Source organism: Pseudogemmobacter faecipullorum (assembly GCF_020539525.1).
GTDB lineage: Bacteria > Pseudomonadota > Alphaproteobacteria > Rhodobacterales > Rhodobacteraceae > Pseudogemmobacter > Pseudogemmobacter faecipullorum.
In genome coordinates, this window is the sequence record NZ_JACDXX010000006.1 from 1 (window position 1) to 15,608 (window position 15,608).

The window sequence follows — 15,608 nt, forward strand, 5'->3', positions numbered from 1 at the left end:
TCGACAGGATCGTCGAACGCTTTGACCAACTCGCGAAGAAATGGTCCCCGCGGCTCGGCAAGCCCAAAGCACCCAAGCCCACTCCCTGAGCACGGACACCCGTCCGCGGCCTACGCCGGATGGTTACGTCCATGCGGCGACAGGCCGTCAGGAAGCCCAGCTTCCCGGACCATTTCTCTAAACCAGTTCGTAAAACCGGCGGGTGTAAACGGACGCCCCTGTGCCGTTACAAGAAAACTAAGGTTATCTAGGGGCAACACATCCAGCACAGCCTTCAATTCGGGCAGTACTGGGATATGGACCTCTTGGCCCGTTTTCTGTTGCGTGATCCACAGAACGTCTTTGCGGACATGCTGCCGCCCCATGCGGACGGTCACAGGGGCGGGGATGGTGCGCGACCGAAGGTCTTCAGGCTCATGGTCTCGCCAGCTTCGGCGCGGCTGGTGTAGATTTACGCGCGCCAAGCACGATTTCGTAACGTCGGAAGTAACGGCTAAATTTTTCGAGAAACATGTGACCCCCATTTCGCCCGGCACTACGGCGGAGGTTTTGACCGATCAAGCGGGCAGCGGCAGCGAATGTGATGAATGCGTAAAGGGGTTGCCGCGATGGCTAACGAGCGGCAGATCGAAGACGGCGATGTGTTCACGTTCGCGTGATCGCGTCCAGCCTGATACAGCGCCATAACAGGTGATTTTCAGGGCGATTTTGCTGTGGGTAGAGGGGGAGTGGTGATTTTCCGTCTATCTGATTTTATAATAAAATCAATATTTTACGGAAGGAAAGTGGCAGCCCGTAGGGGAGTCGAACCCCTCTTTTCAGGTTGAAAACCTGACGTCCTAACCGATAGACGAACGGGCCACTTCGCAGGAATTATACATCCGGCGCTTTACAGAAATGGCAGCCCGTAGGGGAGTCGAACCCCTCTTTTCAGGTTGAAAACCTGACGTCCTAACCGATAGACGAACGGGCCGCGCTTTCTGTGAGGCGGTGTTTACGCAGCCCGGCGGGGATGCGCAAGAGGTAAAAAACAATAAAGTTCATCAAGATGCGAGGGCGGCGTCGTCGAGGCGCAGCTGCACCTTCGAGCGCCCGCCCCAGCTGTTAATTTCAAGGCGTCCGGCGAGGTGGAACAGCTGCTGACCGGCATTTTCAAAGGCCGGTCCGAGCGGTCCGTCGAAGGCGCCGAAGGCCATTGCTTCGAGGCCGGAGACGCCGGCAGCGCGAATCGTCAGCCGCAGATGTGATTCTCCGACCCGTCTCGGGCTGACAGCGACCGAGGGAATCACGAATCTCGGGGCAGGGGCGGCGGCGCCGAAGGGGCCTGCGGCCTCAATCTGCTCGATCAGCGCCAGTCCGGCGGCTTCGGCCATAACAATCGAATCGATGCGCAGATCGCGTGGCCCCGATTCGCCCGCGCCCTGACGCGCCAGCAGCTCGCCCAGCCGCGCCATGGCCGGCTCCAGCTGCTCGCGGCTCAGCGACAGGCCCGCCGCCATCTTATGGCCGCCGCCTTTGGCGATCAGCCCCTCTTCGGCGAGGCGCTGGATCGGCGCGCCGAGATCGATGCCAGGGACCGAGCGGCCCGAGCCTTTGCCCTCGCCGCCGTCAAAGCCGATCACCACTGCCGGGCGGCCGGTGGCCTCTTTCAGCCGGGCAGCGACAATGCCGACCACGCCGGGATGCCAGTCCTCGCCTGCGGCCCAGACCAGCGGCCCGTCGAGCCCGCGCGCCTCGGCCTGAGCGATGGCCTCGAGCTTGACCGCTTCGGTGATATCGCGCCGCGCCGTGTTCAGAATATCGAGGCGCTTTGCCATGTCTTCCGCCGCCCGGGGATCATCGCAGGCCAGCAGACGTGCGCCGAGATCGGCCTCGCCGATCCGGCCCCCGGCATTGATGCGTGGCCCGAGCACAAAGCCAAGCGCATAGGCGGTGGGGGCCTGATCCATACGGGCGATATCGGCGAGGGCGCGCAGACCAATGCGCTCGCGCCGCGCCATGACCTTCAGCCCCTGGCGCACGAAGGCGCGGTTCACCCCGAGCAGCGGCGCCACATCGGCCACGGTGGCCAGCGCCACCAGATCCAGCATCGCCATCAGATCGGGGCCGCGCCTGCCGGTCTCGCGCAGCTGACGGTTGGCCTCGACCAGCATCAGAAAGACCACAGAGGCGGCGCAGAGATGGGCGAGGCTGCCATCTTCATCCTGACGGTTGGGGTTCACCACGGCCAGTGCCGCGGGCAGCTCGGGGGCGGCGAGGTGGTGGTCAAGGATCAGCACATCGGCGGGCTTCGCCGCCGCCACCGGGCCGTGGCTCAGCGTGCCGCAATCGACGCAGATGATCAGCGGGTGATCTGCCGCCAGCCGTTCCATTGCCGGGATATTCGGGCCATAGCCCTCATCAATGCGGTCAGGGATATAGAGGCTCGCCGCATGGCCCATCTCGCGCAGCCAGATCAGCAAAAGCGCCGCAGAAGCGCCGCCATCCACATCATAATCGGCAAAGACCGCGATTTTCTCGCGCCGCTGCAGCGCCTGCAAAAACCGCGCCGCCGCTTTTTCCATATCTTTCAGGCTGCGCGGATCGGGCAGCAGGTCGCGCAGCTGCGGCGCGAGGAAAGCAGCGGCCTGATCCGGCGCCACCCCGCGCGCGGCCAGCAGGCGGCACAGCGGCAGCGGCAGGCGCGTCGCCTGGCCCATCGCCTCGGCGAGGCGTTCGTGATGGTCGTCAGGACCGACCCAGCGACGCCCCGTCAGCGAGGCCTCGACACCAAGGAAAGCAGCAGAATTTGACATAGGCCATGGCTGGCGCAAATGCGGCGGCGGTGCAAGCGGATTTGACCGCAGCGCGCTCTGGCGGGCGACGCCTGCCTCCGGCGGGGATATTTAAGGACAGATGAGGGGGCATTTCATCTGTCCTTAAATATCCCGGGGGCGTGTGAGGGGGCGGCGCCCCCTCACGTATCTTTCAGCGGCCGATCGGGCTGCGATAGCTCATCCGGCGCACCGAGCCGGTTTTCGAGCGCATCAGGATGGTTTCGGTGGTGATCGAGCCAGGCTCGCGCCTGATACCCGACAGCAGCGAGCCCGAGGTGACGCCGGTGGCGGCAAAGATCACATCGGCGCGCACCAGATCATCGCGGGTATAGACCCGGTCGAAATTGGTGATACCGGCCTTGCGGGCGCGGGCCTTTTCATCCTCGTTGCGGAACAGAAGCTTGCCATAGAACTGCCCGCCCATGCATTTCAGCGCGGCGGCGGCCAGGACCCCTTCAGGCGCCCCGCCCGAGCCCATGTAAATATCAATCCCGGTCACCTCCGGCTCGGCGCAATGCATCACACCGGCCACATCGCCATCGGTGATCAGCCGGATCGCGGCACCGGTCGAGCGGATCTCTTCGATCAGGGCCTCATGACGCGGGCGCTCGAGCACACAGGCGGTGATATTCTCGGTCGAGACGCCTTTCGAGGCCGCCAGGGCCGAGATACGCTCGGAGGGCGACATATCCATGGTGACCACGCCGGGACGGTAGCCCGGGCCGATGGCCAGCTTTTCCATATAGACATCAGGCGCATGCAGCAGCGTGCCACGCGGGGCCATGGCGATCACGGTCAGCGCATTGGGCATATCCTTGGCGGTCAGCGTCGTGCCTTCCAGGGGGTCGAGGGCAATATCGACCTCGGGGCCATTGCCGGTGCCGACCTCCTCGCCGATATAGAGCATCGGAGCCTCGTCGCGCTCGCCTTCGCCGATCACCACCACGCCTTTGATGTCGAGCATATTCAGCTGCTCGCGCATGGCGTTGACCGCGGCCTGGTCGGCGGCTTTTTCATCGCCGCGACCGATCAGCAGGGCCGAGGCCAGCGCTGCTGCCTCAGAGACCCGGGCGAGGCCGAGTGAAAGCAAACGATCCTGAAACTGAGCCTGGTCGGCCATGCGCGAAATCCCTCTGGCGATGCGATGGCGCGAGGCTTAGCCCCGGCCCCCCCGCATCGCAAGTCTGGTCGCGCTAACGCCCGGTAAAAGCCGGGCGTCTGCTGCTGTTACAGCTCTTCAATGCGGATTGCCGCCGGTTTTTCGACCAGAACCCCGGTCTGGGCAAAGCGAGACAGCGCATGTTCCACATCGGCGGGGGCGGCTTTATGGGTGACGATCAGCACGATGGCATCGCCGTCATCCTCGCCCGGCTGGTTGATCTGACGCATCTGATCAATCGAGATCCCGGCATCGCCAAGCGCAGTGGCCACTTTGGCCAGCGCGCCCGGCTTATCGAGCAGTTTCATCCGCAGATAATAGGGGGCCGGGGTGGCCGAGCGGGCCGGGACCGCATCGGCCAGTTCGGTGGCCGGAATGCCAAAGACCGGGGTGCGGAAGCCGCGCGCAATATCGATCACATCGCTCATCACCGCGCTGGCGGTCGGGCCTTCGCCCGCCCCGGCGCCGCGCATCACGATCTGGCCGACCGCATCGCCCTCGAGCACCACCATATTGGTGCCGCCCTGAAGCTGACCGAGCGGGCTGTCGGCGGGAACGAGGCAGGGCGTCATGCGCTGCTCAAGCCCGCGCCCGCTCATCTGCGCCACACCGAGCAGTTTGATGCGATAGCCCATATCATCGGCGAGGGTGATATCGTCGATCGAGACATTGCCGATGCCTTCCAGCTCGACATTGTCAAAGCTGACTTTGGTGCCGAAAGCGATCGAGGCCAGCAGCGAGAGCTTGTGACCCGCGTCGATCCCCCCGACATCGAGATTGGGATCGGCTTCCAGATAGCCGAGCTGGCGGGCTTCCTCGAACACGGTCTCATAGGGCAGGCCGGCCGATTGCATCCGGGTCAGGATGTAATTGCAGGTGCCGTTCATCACCCCCATCACCCGTTTGATGCGGTTACCGGCCAGGCCTTCGAGCAGGGATTTGATCACCGGAATGCCCCCGGCGACGGCCGCCTCATAGCGCAGCGCCACGCCATTGGCCTCGGCCAGTTCGGCAAGCGGCTGGCCGTAATGGGCGAGCAGCGCCTTATTGGCGCTTACCACATGCTTTCCGGCCCTGAGCGCAGCCTCGGTCGCCGCCTTTGCCGCGCCCTCATGGCCGCCCATAACCTCGATGAAAACATCGACATCATCACGGGTGGCAAGGGCGACCGGATCGGTCTCCCAGGCAAAGGCTGAGAGATCTGCGCCACGGTCTTTTTTCGGATCACGGGCCGAGACGGCGGTGATCACCACCGGGCGACCGGCGCGGGCGGCGATCAGCGCGGCTTCGCGCTCGAGCATTCTGACAAGGCCGATGCCGACAGTTCCGAGACCTGCAAGACCAAGACGAAGGGGTCCGGAGGAAAGCGCGGTCGACATGGAAAAGCCTTTCAAAAGAGGGTCCGCTCAGCCTGTTAGCCGAGGAGCGGCTCTGGCGCAACGCTGGCGGCATTGCGCGGGGAAGATGGGAAACGGGGCGCGTCAGGCGGGGCCGGTGCCGCGCAGCCTTTCGCGGGTGGCGGGGTCGTCCAGCGCTCCTTGCATAATCCGGGCGCGGTTTTGCAGCCGGGCAAGGCGCTCACTCAGCCGCGCGGCGGTGCCTTTCGCTTTCTGTTCGGCAGGCAGGCTGGCCATCAGCTGATCGAGCGGCAGCAGGGCGGGGGGGCTGTTGCCAGCCGGCCCCTCTGGCAGAGCACCGATGTCGGGCATTGCCCCGCAGCCTGTCAGCAGGCTGGCGAGCAGAAGGCAAAGGGGCAGGCAGTGTCTGGAACGCATCATCAGGCCCGAAGCTTACGGGTGAGGCGGGCAAAGATGCAAGATTGCTCCGGCCCGGGGCGAGCTTAGCCTGCCCAGGGGCCGGGCGAAAGGGGCGTGCGCCTTCTGTGGCGGGCCGGGCTCAGGTACAGGTGGTTGCCAGGGTTTCCTTCAGGCAGGTGCGATGCGACTGACGCGGCCGTGTGGTGATGAAATTCTCGAAATCCATACCCTTCAGCCCGATGTTGAGGGCGGGGATATGCCGGGTCCAGGTCTCAAGGATCACGGTGGTGTCACCGTCATCGAGCAGCGGGATCCGGTCGCGCAAAGCCAGCACCTGGGCGGCGCTTAACGGCGGTTTGCGATTGCCGGGCGATTCCGAGAAGATCACCTCATAGCGCTGGTTGCGCGCGACCCAGCGCACCGAGGTGATGCGCATGCTGACCACGCCCGGACGGCCGAGCAGCAGCTCCATCACGCTTTGCATTCCGGCGAGATAGGGGCGCGAGACCTCGGTCTCGCGTGAGATGGCATCGGCCACGGCGTAAGAGGCTTTCTGCGCCTCATTGATGGTGCGATAGGTATCCCAGAACACCACCATGGCGATGAACATCCAGATCAGCAGCGGCAGCACGATCAGGAATTCGGTCATGATCAGACCCTCTTCCTCGCGCAGGAACCGCCGCAGGGGATTGGCTCTCGCCGCTGCTGGTCTGCTCATATCAGTCTTCTCCCGGGCCGCGCGGTTCGTTGACGACCACGGTTGAGGTTGAGAGCTCATAATCCCCGGTGGCGGAATCCGCGCGCAGCCGCAGCGAAAAGCCGGTCGAGGGGAAGATCGGGTTTTGCAGCATACAGACCCGGATCAGCATCAGCTGATGGCTGGCGCCAGTATCGGTCTGGCCGGTCAGCGGCTGTCTCAGCGGGTCATTGCGGTCGCCGCAATAGACCGCGTTCAGATTGAACTTCCAGGTTTCGGTATCGAGCGGCTGCATCCAGACCTTCAGCTCAGCCCGGCAGTTGCCGATCAGCGGGATGCGGTCACAGATCGAATCGCGGATCTGGTCGTGATTCATCGAGGCCATCCGCCCGAGGCGGAAGTCGCGCAGCGACAGATCGAGGCCGCGCTCCATCATGGTCTGGCGCACCATGTAGAGCCCGCTTTCCATCGAGGCCATGAAGATCAGCAAAGCCACCGGGATCACCAGGGCAAATTCAATGGTGGCAGTGCCGGCTTCGGTGCGGTGAAACCGGCGCAGCTGCCGGGTCAGCCCGCGCAAAGGCGCAAGGATCATTGCGTCAGCCTCAGCTTGCTCAGGGTCGAGGCAATCGAGCGGAAGGCGGTGCGGATGTCGACGCCTTTGCCATCTGCCGAGACATTGAAGAAATATTTCGACTTCGGGGTGCTGGAGCAGTTGCGCAGCAGGTTTTCGCCGCGTGTGGTGGATTCAAACGCAATGCCATAAACCTCAATGCCGGTTTCCTTTGCCCGGGTGCACAGGCTTTCCAGCTGGCTGTCCATAGTGATTGTGTCGGTCAGGCTGCGGAAATTGTCCATCCAGGTCTTATAGGTTGCAACGCGGGCCTGCTGTGCTGCAGTGGTGTTGGCAATGCCCGAGATTGCCCGGGCGTAAAGCTCCCATGCCACCCATTGCACCCGGGCTATTGCCCAGACCTGCTGCCAGCTCTGCCGGGCGGCGCCATTGGGTGCGGTGTAACCGGTCAGACTGGCGGTGCTGCTGGTGCTGAAGCACAGCGCGCTGTCGGGGGCACTGCCGGTCCAGGGCCGGGCATGCCATTCCCCATATGTGCCACTGCTGCCCGAGCGGTAATGCGGCACCCAGAACGGCTTGCAGCGTGTGCTGCTGTTGCTGATCCTGGACTGATGGAAGATCGACATTTTTTTATCTGAAGCCGCGTAATAGATCGGAGAATCGCCGGTGCGGTACTGGGTGTCGTTAAAACGTTCCTGCTCGAAATGTTCACCATCGGTCATCAGCACGATGATCTTGGTGGTTTCGCGATCCGAATAGGGGGCAGGCCTTGCGGCAAAGACGGCGGGGACGATGCCGCGCCCGGCAAGGCTGGCGACAACCGGCTGGCTGTCGGGGTCAAGCAAAGCGGTGCCCCATTTCATGCCAAGGTTGATCGCGGTGGCGCCGATCGGCAGCAGGCCATCAATCTGTGCCTTAAGCTGGACCGGATTGTTATTATGCACCCGCACATAATTGCCGGGGGTATCGGTACACCAGATATTGGAGCGCAGGTTGCGCCCGTCGGTCGTATGCCCGGTCATTGCCGTGGAATTGTAGCTCTGGGTCGTGGAGGAATATGCATCGGCGAAGGGCACCTGGGGCATGGCCAGCTGACGCGAGATCGTGGTGGTGCTGTAGGTGTTAAGCGGCAGATCGATGCAATAGCTGTTGGCCGCGCCATGCTTATTGGTGACATTATAGGCCGCGAACAGATCGGGGCCGAGGTTCACCTGGCCGTTATAGGGCACGATGCTGACCGAAATCAGATCACGGTTGGCTTCTGACAGCACCGCATCGATGAAATCCTTGGCCGCAAGCTTGAGATTGGTGATCCGGCTGATATTGTTATACATTGAGCCCGAGACATCGAGCACCAGCGCGATCTCGATATGGGTGGTGCGCTGTTCGGCGGTGCTGGCGTTGATCGCGGCCAGCTGCGGGATATTGAGCAGCGACATGAAGAAATTCGCCGAGATCACATCGGCGCGGGCCTTAACGATGCGGTAGTTCAGCCCCTCATCAAGCACCACCGAGGTCAGATTGTCGGGCAACCCGGCCTTGGTGAAATAATCCTGCACCAGCGCCTCGGCATGGGCCTGTTCGGTCGCATAGAGATCCGAGCGGGCGATCACCTGGGTGAGATTGGCCACCGAAAGCGTGGCACGGTCGAGCGTGTTCTGCACCTGGACCCGGCGCCATTCAAAGCGCATCAGATCGACCGCAATGCCGCCGGTGACCATCATCAGGAAGATGAAAATCAGCACCAGTGGCGTGACCATGCCGCTTTCTTCCCGCAGGAAGTTTTGCACGGCCTGCCCCGGGGCGGTCCGCTCTCTCAGATGTGCAATCATCGCCATTGATCTGCCCTTTTCAGCCGGACAAATCCCCGGCTCTCAATTGTGAAGACCAGGGGATATCTCCCGAACCAGCCGATCCTGGACCCCGGTTCAGGCTGAATTATGGCGTGGATCCGGCAACCTGCGGGTTTTCCGGTGAAGCTGAAACGATCCTGCAGCCACATTTTCCATTGTCTGCAACCGGGCCCGGGCCAGCGCAGCCGGGCTCAGGGCAGGCTGGTGCGAATCATCGGTGAAACCGGCGGAATATGCAGGGCTGCCACCGCGTGCCGTTGAACCGCCGCGCGATCACTGCCACTAAGGGAAGCAGGATTCCCGGAGTGTCAGATGCGCTATTCAGGCTGGAAAGTTTTCACCGAAGGATTGCGCGGCAACCGGGGCTGGAAAGCCCTCTGGCGCGACCCGGCCCCCAAGGCCGAATATGATGCGGTGATCATCGGCGGCGGGGGCCATGGTCTCTCGACCGCCTATTATCTGGCGAAGAACCACGGCATGACCAATATTGCCGTGCTCGAGAAGGGCTATCTCGGCGGCGGCAATGTCGGGCGCAATACCACCATCGTGCGCGCCAATTACTTCCTGCCCGGCAATTCTGAATTCTACAGCCACAGTCTGAAGCTCTGGGAGGGGCTGGAGCGTGAGCTGAATTACAACGTCATGCACAGCCAGCGCGGGCTGATCAATCTGTTCCATTCCGACGGCCAGCGCGATGCCTTCGTGCGGCGCGGCAATGCCATGGTGAACCAGGGCGATGATGCGGTGCTGCTCGACCGCGAGGGCGTTCGTGAGATGCTGCCCTATCTCGATTTTGAGCAGACCCGCTTCCCGATCTATGGCGGGCTTTTGCATGCCCGGGGCGGCACGGCGCGCCATGATGCCGTGGCCTGGGGCTATGCCCGCGGCGCTGACAGCCGTGGCGTCGATCTGATCCAGAATTGCGAAGTGACCGGTATCGAGACCGATAATGGCCGGGTGCGGGGGGTGCAGACGACCCGCGGCGTGATCCGGGCGAAGAAAGTGGCGATCATCACCGCCGGACGCTCGGGCCAGGTGGCGGCCATGGCCGGGCTGCGCCTGCCGGTCGAGAGCCATATCCTCCAGGCCTTTGTCACCGAAGGGTTAAAGCCGGTCATTGATCATGTGATCAGCTTTGGCATGGGGCATTTCTACATCAGCCAGTCCGACAAGGGTGGCCTCGTCTTTGGCGGCGATCTGGATTTCTACGCCTCCTATGCGCAGCGCGGCAATCTGCCGATGGCTGAGCATGTGATGGAGGCGGGCATGACGCTGATGCCGATGATCGGCCGCGCCAAAGTGCTGCGCTCCTGGGGCGGGATCATGGATATGACGCCGGACGGCTCGCCGGTGATCGATAAGACCCCGGTCGAGGGGCTGTTTATCGATTGCGGCTGGAATTACGGCGGTTTCAAAGCCGTGCCGGCCTCGGGCTGGTGCATGGCGCATCTGATGGCCACCGGCGAAAGCCATGACTTCGCAAAACGCTTCCGGCTGAACCGTTTCCTGACCGGCGATCTGCTGGATGAAGAGGGAACCGGCAGCCAGCATAATCTGCACTGAGACTGCGCCTGTGATCAAAACCCTGCCTCTGAGCGCCCGCCTGGCCCTCTGCCTGGCCCGCCTCGTGTCCCTCCCCGTGACCGGAGCCCTGAAATGCGTCTGACCTGTCCGCTCTGCGGCCCGCGTGACCGTCGTGAATTCTATTATCAGGGGGCTGAGGCCTGGCTGAACCGTCCCGGTCAGGGCGCCCCGGCCGAGGCCTGGGATCAGTATCTGCATCTGCGCGACAACCCGGCCGGCCAGACCCGCGATCTGTGGTATCACGAACAGGGCTGCGGCCAGTGGCTGCTGGTCACCCGCTCGACCATCACCCATGAGATTTCCGCCGTAGAGCTGGTGGCACTGCGCGAGGGGGAAGGGGCATGAGGATTGAAGGCAAAGGTCTGATCGACCGCTCGCGCCCGGTGAGCTTCCGCTTTGATGGCCGCAGCTATCAGGGCTATCGCGGCGATACGCTCGCCTCGGCTTTGCTGGCGAATGGGGTGAAGCTTTTCGGGCGTTCCTTCAAATACCACCGCCCGCGTGGCGTGCTGAGCGCCAGATCCGAAGAGCCGAATGCCCTGGTTGAGGTTTTGGGCAAGACGAACCGCACCCCCAATGTCCGCGCCACCATGCAGGAGATTTTTGAGGGGCTGGAGACCCGTAGCCAGAACCGGATCGGGCCGTTGCGCTGGGATCTGCTGGCGGTGAATGACCTCGCCGCGCCCTTCCTCGGCGCAGGCTTTTACTACAAGACCTTCATGTGGCCGCGCCGGTTCTGGGAGGGGCTTTATGAGCCGCTGATCCGCCGTGCCGCGGGGCTTGGCAGCCTGTCGGGCGCCCATGACGAGGGGGTCTATGAAAAGGCCTGGGCGCATTGTGACTTGCTGGTGATCGGGGCCGGGCCTGCCGGGCTGATCGCGGCTTTGCAGGCGGCGCGCTCGGGCGCGGATGTGGTGCTATGCGAGGAACATGCGGCGCTGGGCGGGCGGCTTTTGTCAGACCCCGGCCAGATCGGCGATCAGGCGGCGCTGAACTGGGTAGCGGGCGTCGAGGCCGAGCTGCGCAGCCTCGCCAATGTCCGCATCCTGACCCGGACCACGGTGACCGGGGCCTATGACGGCGGTACTTACGGCGCGCTGGAGCGTGTGGGGCTGCACCGGCCCGCGCGCCCGCATCTGCCGCGCGAATGTTTCTGGCGCATCGTGGCGCGCCGCACCATCCTCGCCTCGGGCGCGCAGGAGCGCCATATCGCCTTTCCGATGAATGACCGGCCGGGCATCATGCTGGCCTCGGCGCTGCGCAGCTATCTCAACCGCTACGGCGTGGTGCCGGGTAAACGCGTCACGCTTTTCGCCGCCAATGACGGCGCCCGCGCCACCGCGCGTGAGCTGATGGCGGCGGGGGTGCAGGTCGCGGCGATCATCGACCCGCGCGAGGATGCCTCGCTGATCGAGGATTGTCAGGTCTATGCCGGGGCCGGGGTGATCGACACCCGCGGCCGGCATGGGCTGAAATCGATCAAGGTGAGGAAAGGTGCAGAAGTCTTTGATATCGAGACCGATCTGCTGGCAGTCTCGGGCGGCTGGAACCCGGGCCTGCATCTGACCTGCCATATGAATGGCCGGCCGCGCTGGAGCGAGGATCTGGCGGCTTTCGTGCCGATGGAGGGGGCAGTGCCCGGGCTGGTGGCAACCGGTGCGGCCAGTGGCAGCTTCTCGACCCATGGCGCGCTGAGCTCGGGCCAGGCCGCTGCGCTTGGCGCTTTGCAGGCCCTGGATCTGCGCGCCGCCGACTGCCCGCTGCCCGCGGCCGAGGATCGGCCCTATAGCCACCGCGCCATCTGGGCGGTGGAGGGTAAGGGCCGGGCCTGGCTCGACCTGGCCAATGATGTGACGGTCAAGGATGTGGTCCAGTCCGCGCGTGAGGGCCTTGCCTCGGTCGAGCATATGAAACGCTATACAACGCAGGGCATGGCGCCGGATCAGGGCAAAAATTCCTCGGTGGCGGCGCTGGCGGTGCTGGCCGATGCGACGGGGCGCGATATTGCCGGCACCGGCATCACCACCTTCCGCCCGCCCTATGTGCCGGTCTCCATTGCCGCCATGGGCGCGGGGGGCCGGGCCAAGGGCTTTGCGCCCGAGCGCTTCCTGACCTCGGATCAGGCCAGCCGTGACCGGCTTGCGCCGATGATCGAGGCCGGGCTCTGGTATCGCCCCTCCTATTTCCCGAAACCGGGCGAGACCAGCTGGCGCGAGGCCTGCGACCGCGAGGTGCGTATGGTGCGCGAGGCGGTGGGCGTCACCGATGTCTCGACTTTGGGCAAGATTGAGCTGCAGGGGCCGGATGTCGGGCGCTTCCTCGATCTGGTCTATACCAACCGCATGTCCTCTCTGGCGGTCGGCAGGGTGCGCTACGGCGTGATGCTGCGCGAAGACGGTATGGTGATGGATGACGGCACCTGCGCCAGGATCAGCGACACCCGCTGGGTGATCACCACCACCACCGCCGCGGCCGGCCAGGTGATGCGCCATCTCGACTGGGTGCAGCAGGCGTTCTGTGCCCATCTGCAGCTGCGTTTCACCTCGGTGACTGAGGCCTGGGCGCAGTTTGCCGTCGCGGGGCCAAAGGCGCGGGCTCTGCTCGACACTCTGCTCGAAACCCCGGTCGGTGATCTGCCCTTCATGGGAATGCGGCAGACCAGGCTCGGCGGGCTGACGGCGCGGCTTTTCCGTATCTCCTTCTCGGGCGAGGAGGGCTATGAGCTGGCGGTTCCGGCCGATTACGGCGAGGCCTTGTTCCGCGATCTGGTGGCGCGGGCCGAGGTGATGGGTGGCGGGCCTTATGGCATGGAGGCGCTCAATGTGCTGCGCATTGAGAAGGGCTTCCTGACCCATGCCGAGATTGACGGCCGGGTGACGGCGGAGGATCTCGGCCTTGGTGCGATGGTGGTGCGGAAGAAAGATTGTATCGGTCAGGGCGCGAGCCAGCGTCCGGGGCTGCTGGCCGCCGGACGCGGCCAGCTGGTCGGGCTGAAAGCGGATCAGCCGATCAGTGCCGGGGCGCATCTCTTCGCCCCGGGCGGTGAGCTGACTGCGGCGGCGAGCGAGGGGCATGTGAGCTCGGTCTGCTATTCGCCCACGCTTGGCTGCTGGCTGGGGCTTGCCCTGCTGAAAGACGGGCGGGCGCGGCATGGCGCAAAAATCCGGCTGGTCGATCATATGCGCAGCCTCGACGTGATCTGCGATATCGCTGATCCGGTGTTCTTTGACCCTGAGGGAGGGCGGATGCGTGCCTGAACTGATCGCCAGAACCGCCTTGCAGGATGAGGCCGCGCTGCAGCTCGGCGGGCTTGAGCTCAGCGTGCTGACCCCTGGCCCGCTGACCGGCATTGCCCTTTATCCTGGCGCTGCCGCCGGAAGTGATCCGCTGCTGGCCGGGCTGGGGCTGCCCTTCCCGTCACCCGGAAAATTCAGGGAAAGCAACGGTGTGACCCTGGCCTGGAGCGGGCGCGATGAGGCGCTGCTGATCGGGGCAGAACCGCCCGCCGGGCTGGAAGACCAGGCCGCAGTCACCGCCCAGAGCGGCGGCCTGGCCGGGCTGGCGCTGCGCGGTCAGGCGGCGGCCGGGGCGCTGGCGCGGCTGGTCGCGCTCGATCTGCGCCCCTCTGCTTTCCCGCCCGGCTCAGCGGCCCGCACCGGGCTGAACCATATCCCGGCGCTGATCCTGGCGCGGGATGAGGGCTATGACATCTTCGTTTTCCGCTCGATGGCGCGCAGCGCCTGGAATGAGCTGTCGGAGGTGATGCAGCATCTGGCCGCGCGCCAGCCCGCGCCGCTGCCGGGGCGATAAATCCTTCTGCCTGAGCGGCGGTTCTGAGAAGAAAACCGGCGGCGGGAAGCTGCCGGGCAGAAAAACATCACTGGCAAGTCCTCTCAGCCGGGGTTAATGGTTTCTGAAACAAGTTTTCAGGAAATCTGAACATGGCGCCCGACGGACAAGCCCCGATCATCGAACAGACTGCAGGTAAGGCACCGGATCTGCACGAGGCCGAGCCGATCCCGGCCGCGGCCCGCGCCGCGATTGAAGAGCTGCTGCAATCGGCTGATCTGTTTCGCTATAACGCGCCGAAAGATGCGCCGGTGGCTTTGCTGGAAAGCGAATTTGCGGAACTCCTGGGCGCGAAATATGCCCTCGCCGTGTCTTCCTGCTCGGCGGCTCTCTTCCTGACCATGAAGGCGCTGGATCTGAAGCCGGGCGATCGGGTGCTGATCCCGGCCTTTACCTTTGCTGCCGTGCCCTCGGCGGTGGTCCATGCCGAATGTGTGCCGGTTCTGGTCGAGGTGGGCGCGAATATGCGCATCGATATGGCCGATTTCGCGGCCAAACTGCCGGGCGCCAAGGCGGTGCTGATCAGCCATATGCGCGGCCATACCTCGGATATGGATGCGATCATGGCGCTTTGCGATGCGGCGGGCATCCCGGTGATCGAGGATGCGGCGCATTCGCTTGGCACTTTGTGGAATGGCCGTAAGGTCGGCACCATCGGCAAGGCGGGCTGTTTCAGCTTCCAGTCCTATAAAATGGTCAATGCCGGCGAAGGCGGCATGATGATCACCGATGATCCCGAGCTGGCGGCGCGCGCCATCATCATGTCGGGCGCCTATGAGGAAAACTGGAAAAAGCACGGCGGGCTGCAGAACAGCTTCTGCGAATGGCAGAATAAGCTGCCGCTCTATAATGTGCGGATGCAGAACCTTTCGGCGGCAGTGATCCGGCCGCAGCTGGAACTGGTCCAGGGCCGGGTGGTCCAGGGCCGCGACAATCATGATTACATGGCGGCACAGCTGAACGCCTGCCCCTGGCTCAATGTGCCCGATGCTTTGCCGCAGGAGCTGCGCGCGCCGGATTCGATCCAGTTCATGCTGAAAGGCGCCTGGAGCGATGACGAGGCCCGCGCTTTCCAGGCGGCAGCAAAAGCCAAAGGCGTGCCGGTGCAGATCTTTGGCCTTTCTGAGGGCAATGCCCGGGCCTTCTGGAACTGGCAGTTCCTTGGCGAGGCGCCCGAGCTGCCGCAGACCCGCGCCATGCTGATGCGCGCCTGCGATCTGCGCCTGCCGGTGCGGCTGAGCAAGGCCGATCTGGATTACCTGGCCGAGGCGGTGGTCTCGGCGGCGGTCTCGGTCAAGGGCTGAGATCGGGTTCGGGTC

At 64.0% G+C, this 15,608-nt stretch carries 12 protein-coding genes and 2 tRNA genes; 5 read left to right on the forward strand and 9 right to left on the reverse strand.

The features are described 5' to 3' along the window. Positions 1-786: 786 nt before the first annotated feature. From H0485_RS07760 to H0485_RS07800, 9 genes are all read right to left on the reverse strand, one after another. Positions 787-861, reverse strand: a tRNA-Glu gene (locus H0485_RS07760). A gap of 37 nt (positions 862-898) precedes the next feature. Further along, positions 899-973: transfer RNA gene (locus H0485_RS07765), tRNA-Glu, on the reverse strand. A 70-nt stretch (positions 974-1,043) separates the two neighbouring features. Then, positions 1,044-2,795, reverse strand: coding sequence for a single-stranded-DNA-specific exonuclease RecJ (gene recJ, locus H0485_RS07770; RefSeq protein WP_226934802.1), 1,752 nt, complete (start codon positions 2,793-2,795; stop codon positions 1,044-1,046). A gap of 172 nt (positions 2,796-2,967) precedes the next feature. Next, positions 2,968-3,936 (reverse strand): class II fructose-bisphosphatase, encoded by a 969-nt coding sequence (gene glpX / locus H0485_RS07775; RefSeq protein ID WP_226934803.1) that lies wholly within the window; start codon positions 3,934-3,936, stop codon positions 2,968-2,970. A gap of 107 nt (positions 3,937-4,043) precedes the next feature. After that, positions 4,044-5,354 (reverse strand): homoserine dehydrogenase, encoded by a 1,311-nt coding sequence (locus H0485_RS07780; RefSeq protein ID WP_226934804.1) that lies wholly within the window; start codon positions 5,352-5,354, stop codon positions 4,044-4,046. Between the two features lie 102 nt (positions 5,355-5,456). Continuing rightward, the gene (locus tag H0485_RS07785; protein WP_226934805.1) at positions 5,457-5,684 is read right to left on the reverse strand and encodes a hypothetical protein; all 228 of its coding nucleotides are present in this window, start codon (positions 5,682-5,684) and stop codon (positions 5,457-5,459) included. A 187-nt stretch (positions 5,685-5,871) separates the two neighbouring features. Beyond that, positions 5,872-6,450 (reverse strand): TadE/TadG family type IV pilus assembly protein, encoded by a 579-nt coding sequence (locus H0485_RS07790; RefSeq protein ID WP_226934806.1) that lies wholly within the window; start codon positions 6,448-6,450, stop codon positions 5,872-5,874. 1 nt (position 6,451) lies between these two features. Next, on the reverse strand, positions 6,452-7,024 hold the full coding sequence (locus tag H0485_RS07795) for a TadE/TadG family type IV pilus assembly protein (RefSeq protein WP_226934807.1): 573 nt from the start codon (positions 7,022-7,024) through the stop codon (positions 6,452-6,454). Continuing rightward, entirely contained in the window at positions 7,021-8,841 is a 1,821-nt protein-coding gene (locus tag H0485_RS07800) for a pilus assembly protein TadG-related protein (RefSeq protein WP_226934808.1), read from the reverse strand. The genes H0485_RS07795 and H0485_RS07800 overlap by 4 nt, the downstream gene beginning before the upstream one ends. Positions 8,842-9,168: 327 nt before the next feature. On the opposite strand from H0485_RS07800, the gene H0485_RS07805 reads away from it, so the two are divergent. The 5 genes from H0485_RS07805 (at position 9,169) to H0485_RS07825 (ending at position 15,593) form a co-directional block, all read left to right on the forward strand. Then, positions 9,169-10,419: a sarcosine oxidase subunit beta family protein gene (locus H0485_RS07805; RefSeq protein WP_226934809.1), complete on the forward strand. Its 1,251-nt coding sequence runs from the start codon at positions 9,169-9,171 to the stop codon at positions 10,417-10,419. Between the two features lie 93 nt (positions 10,420-10,512). Continuing rightward, on the forward strand, positions 10,513-10,785 hold the full coding sequence (locus tag H0485_RS07810) for a sarcosine oxidase subunit delta (RefSeq protein WP_226934810.1): 273 nt from the start codon (positions 10,513-10,515) through the stop codon (positions 10,783-10,785). Continuing rightward, on the forward strand, positions 10,782-13,697 hold the full coding sequence (locus H0485_RS07815; RefSeq protein ID WP_226934811.1) for a sarcosine oxidase subunit alpha family protein: 2,916 nt from the start codon (positions 10,782-10,784) through the stop codon (positions 13,695-13,697). Before H0485_RS07810 ends, H0485_RS07815 begins: the two co-directional genes overlap by 4 nt. Further along, entirely contained in the window at positions 13,690-14,250 is a 561-nt protein-coding gene (locus H0485_RS07820; protein WP_226934812.1) for a sarcosine oxidase subunit gamma, read from the forward strand. Before H0485_RS07815 ends, H0485_RS07820 begins: the two co-directional genes overlap by 8 nt. 131 nt (positions 14,251-14,381) lie before the next feature. Then, a complete protein-coding gene (locus H0485_RS07825) occupies positions 14,382-15,593 on the forward strand; it encodes a DegT/DnrJ/EryC1/StrS family aminotransferase (RefSeq protein ID WP_226934813.1) in 1,212 nt (403 codons plus the stop codon). Positions 15,594-15,608: the final 15 nt, after the last annotated feature.

Bases quoted from the DNA above. Each gene is read 5' to 3' on its own strand.
- H0485_RS07825 (WP_226934813.1), top strand. From the start codon at position 14,382: ATGGCGCCCGACGGACAAGCCCCGATCATCGAACAGACTGCAGGTAAG.
- glpX (WP_226934803.1), bottom strand. From the start codon at position 3,936: ATGGCCGACCAGGCTCAGTTTCAGGATCGTTTGCTTTCACTCGGCCTC.
- recJ (WP_226934802.1), bottom strand. From the start codon at position 2,795: ATGTCAAATTCTGCTGCTTTCCTTGGTGTCGAGGCCTCGCTGACGGGG.
- H0485_RS07810 (WP_226934810.1), top strand. From the start codon at position 10,513: ATGCGTCTGACCTGTCCGCTCTGCGGCCCGCGTGACCGTCGTGAATTC.
- H0485_RS07790 (WP_226934806.1), bottom strand. From the start codon at position 6,450: ATGAGCAGACCAGCAGCGGCGAGAGCCAATCCCCTGCGGCGGTTCCTG.
- H0485_RS07800 (WP_226934808.1), bottom strand. From the start codon at position 8,841: ATGGCGATGATTGCACATCTGAGAGAGCGGACCGCCCCGGGGCAGGCC.
- H0485_RS07785 (WP_226934805.1), bottom strand. From the start codon at position 5,684: ATGCCCGACATCGGTGCTCTGCCAGAGGGGCCGGCTGGCAACAGCCCC.
- H0485_RS07805 (WP_226934809.1), top strand. From the start codon at position 9,169: ATGCGCTATTCAGGCTGGAAAGTTTTCACCGAAGGATTGCGCGGCAAC.
- H0485_RS07815 (WP_226934811.1), top strand. From the start codon at position 10,782: ATGAGGATTGAAGGCAAAGGTCTGATCGACCGCTCGCGCCCGGTGAGC.
- H0485_RS07795 (WP_226934807.1), bottom strand. From the start codon at position 7,024: ATGATCCTTGCGCCTTTGCGCGGGCTGACCCGGCAGCTGCGCCGGTTT.
- H0485_RS07780 (WP_226934804.1), bottom strand. From the start codon at position 5,354: ATGTCGACCGCGCTTTCCTCCGGACCCCTTCGTCTTGGTCTTGCAGGT.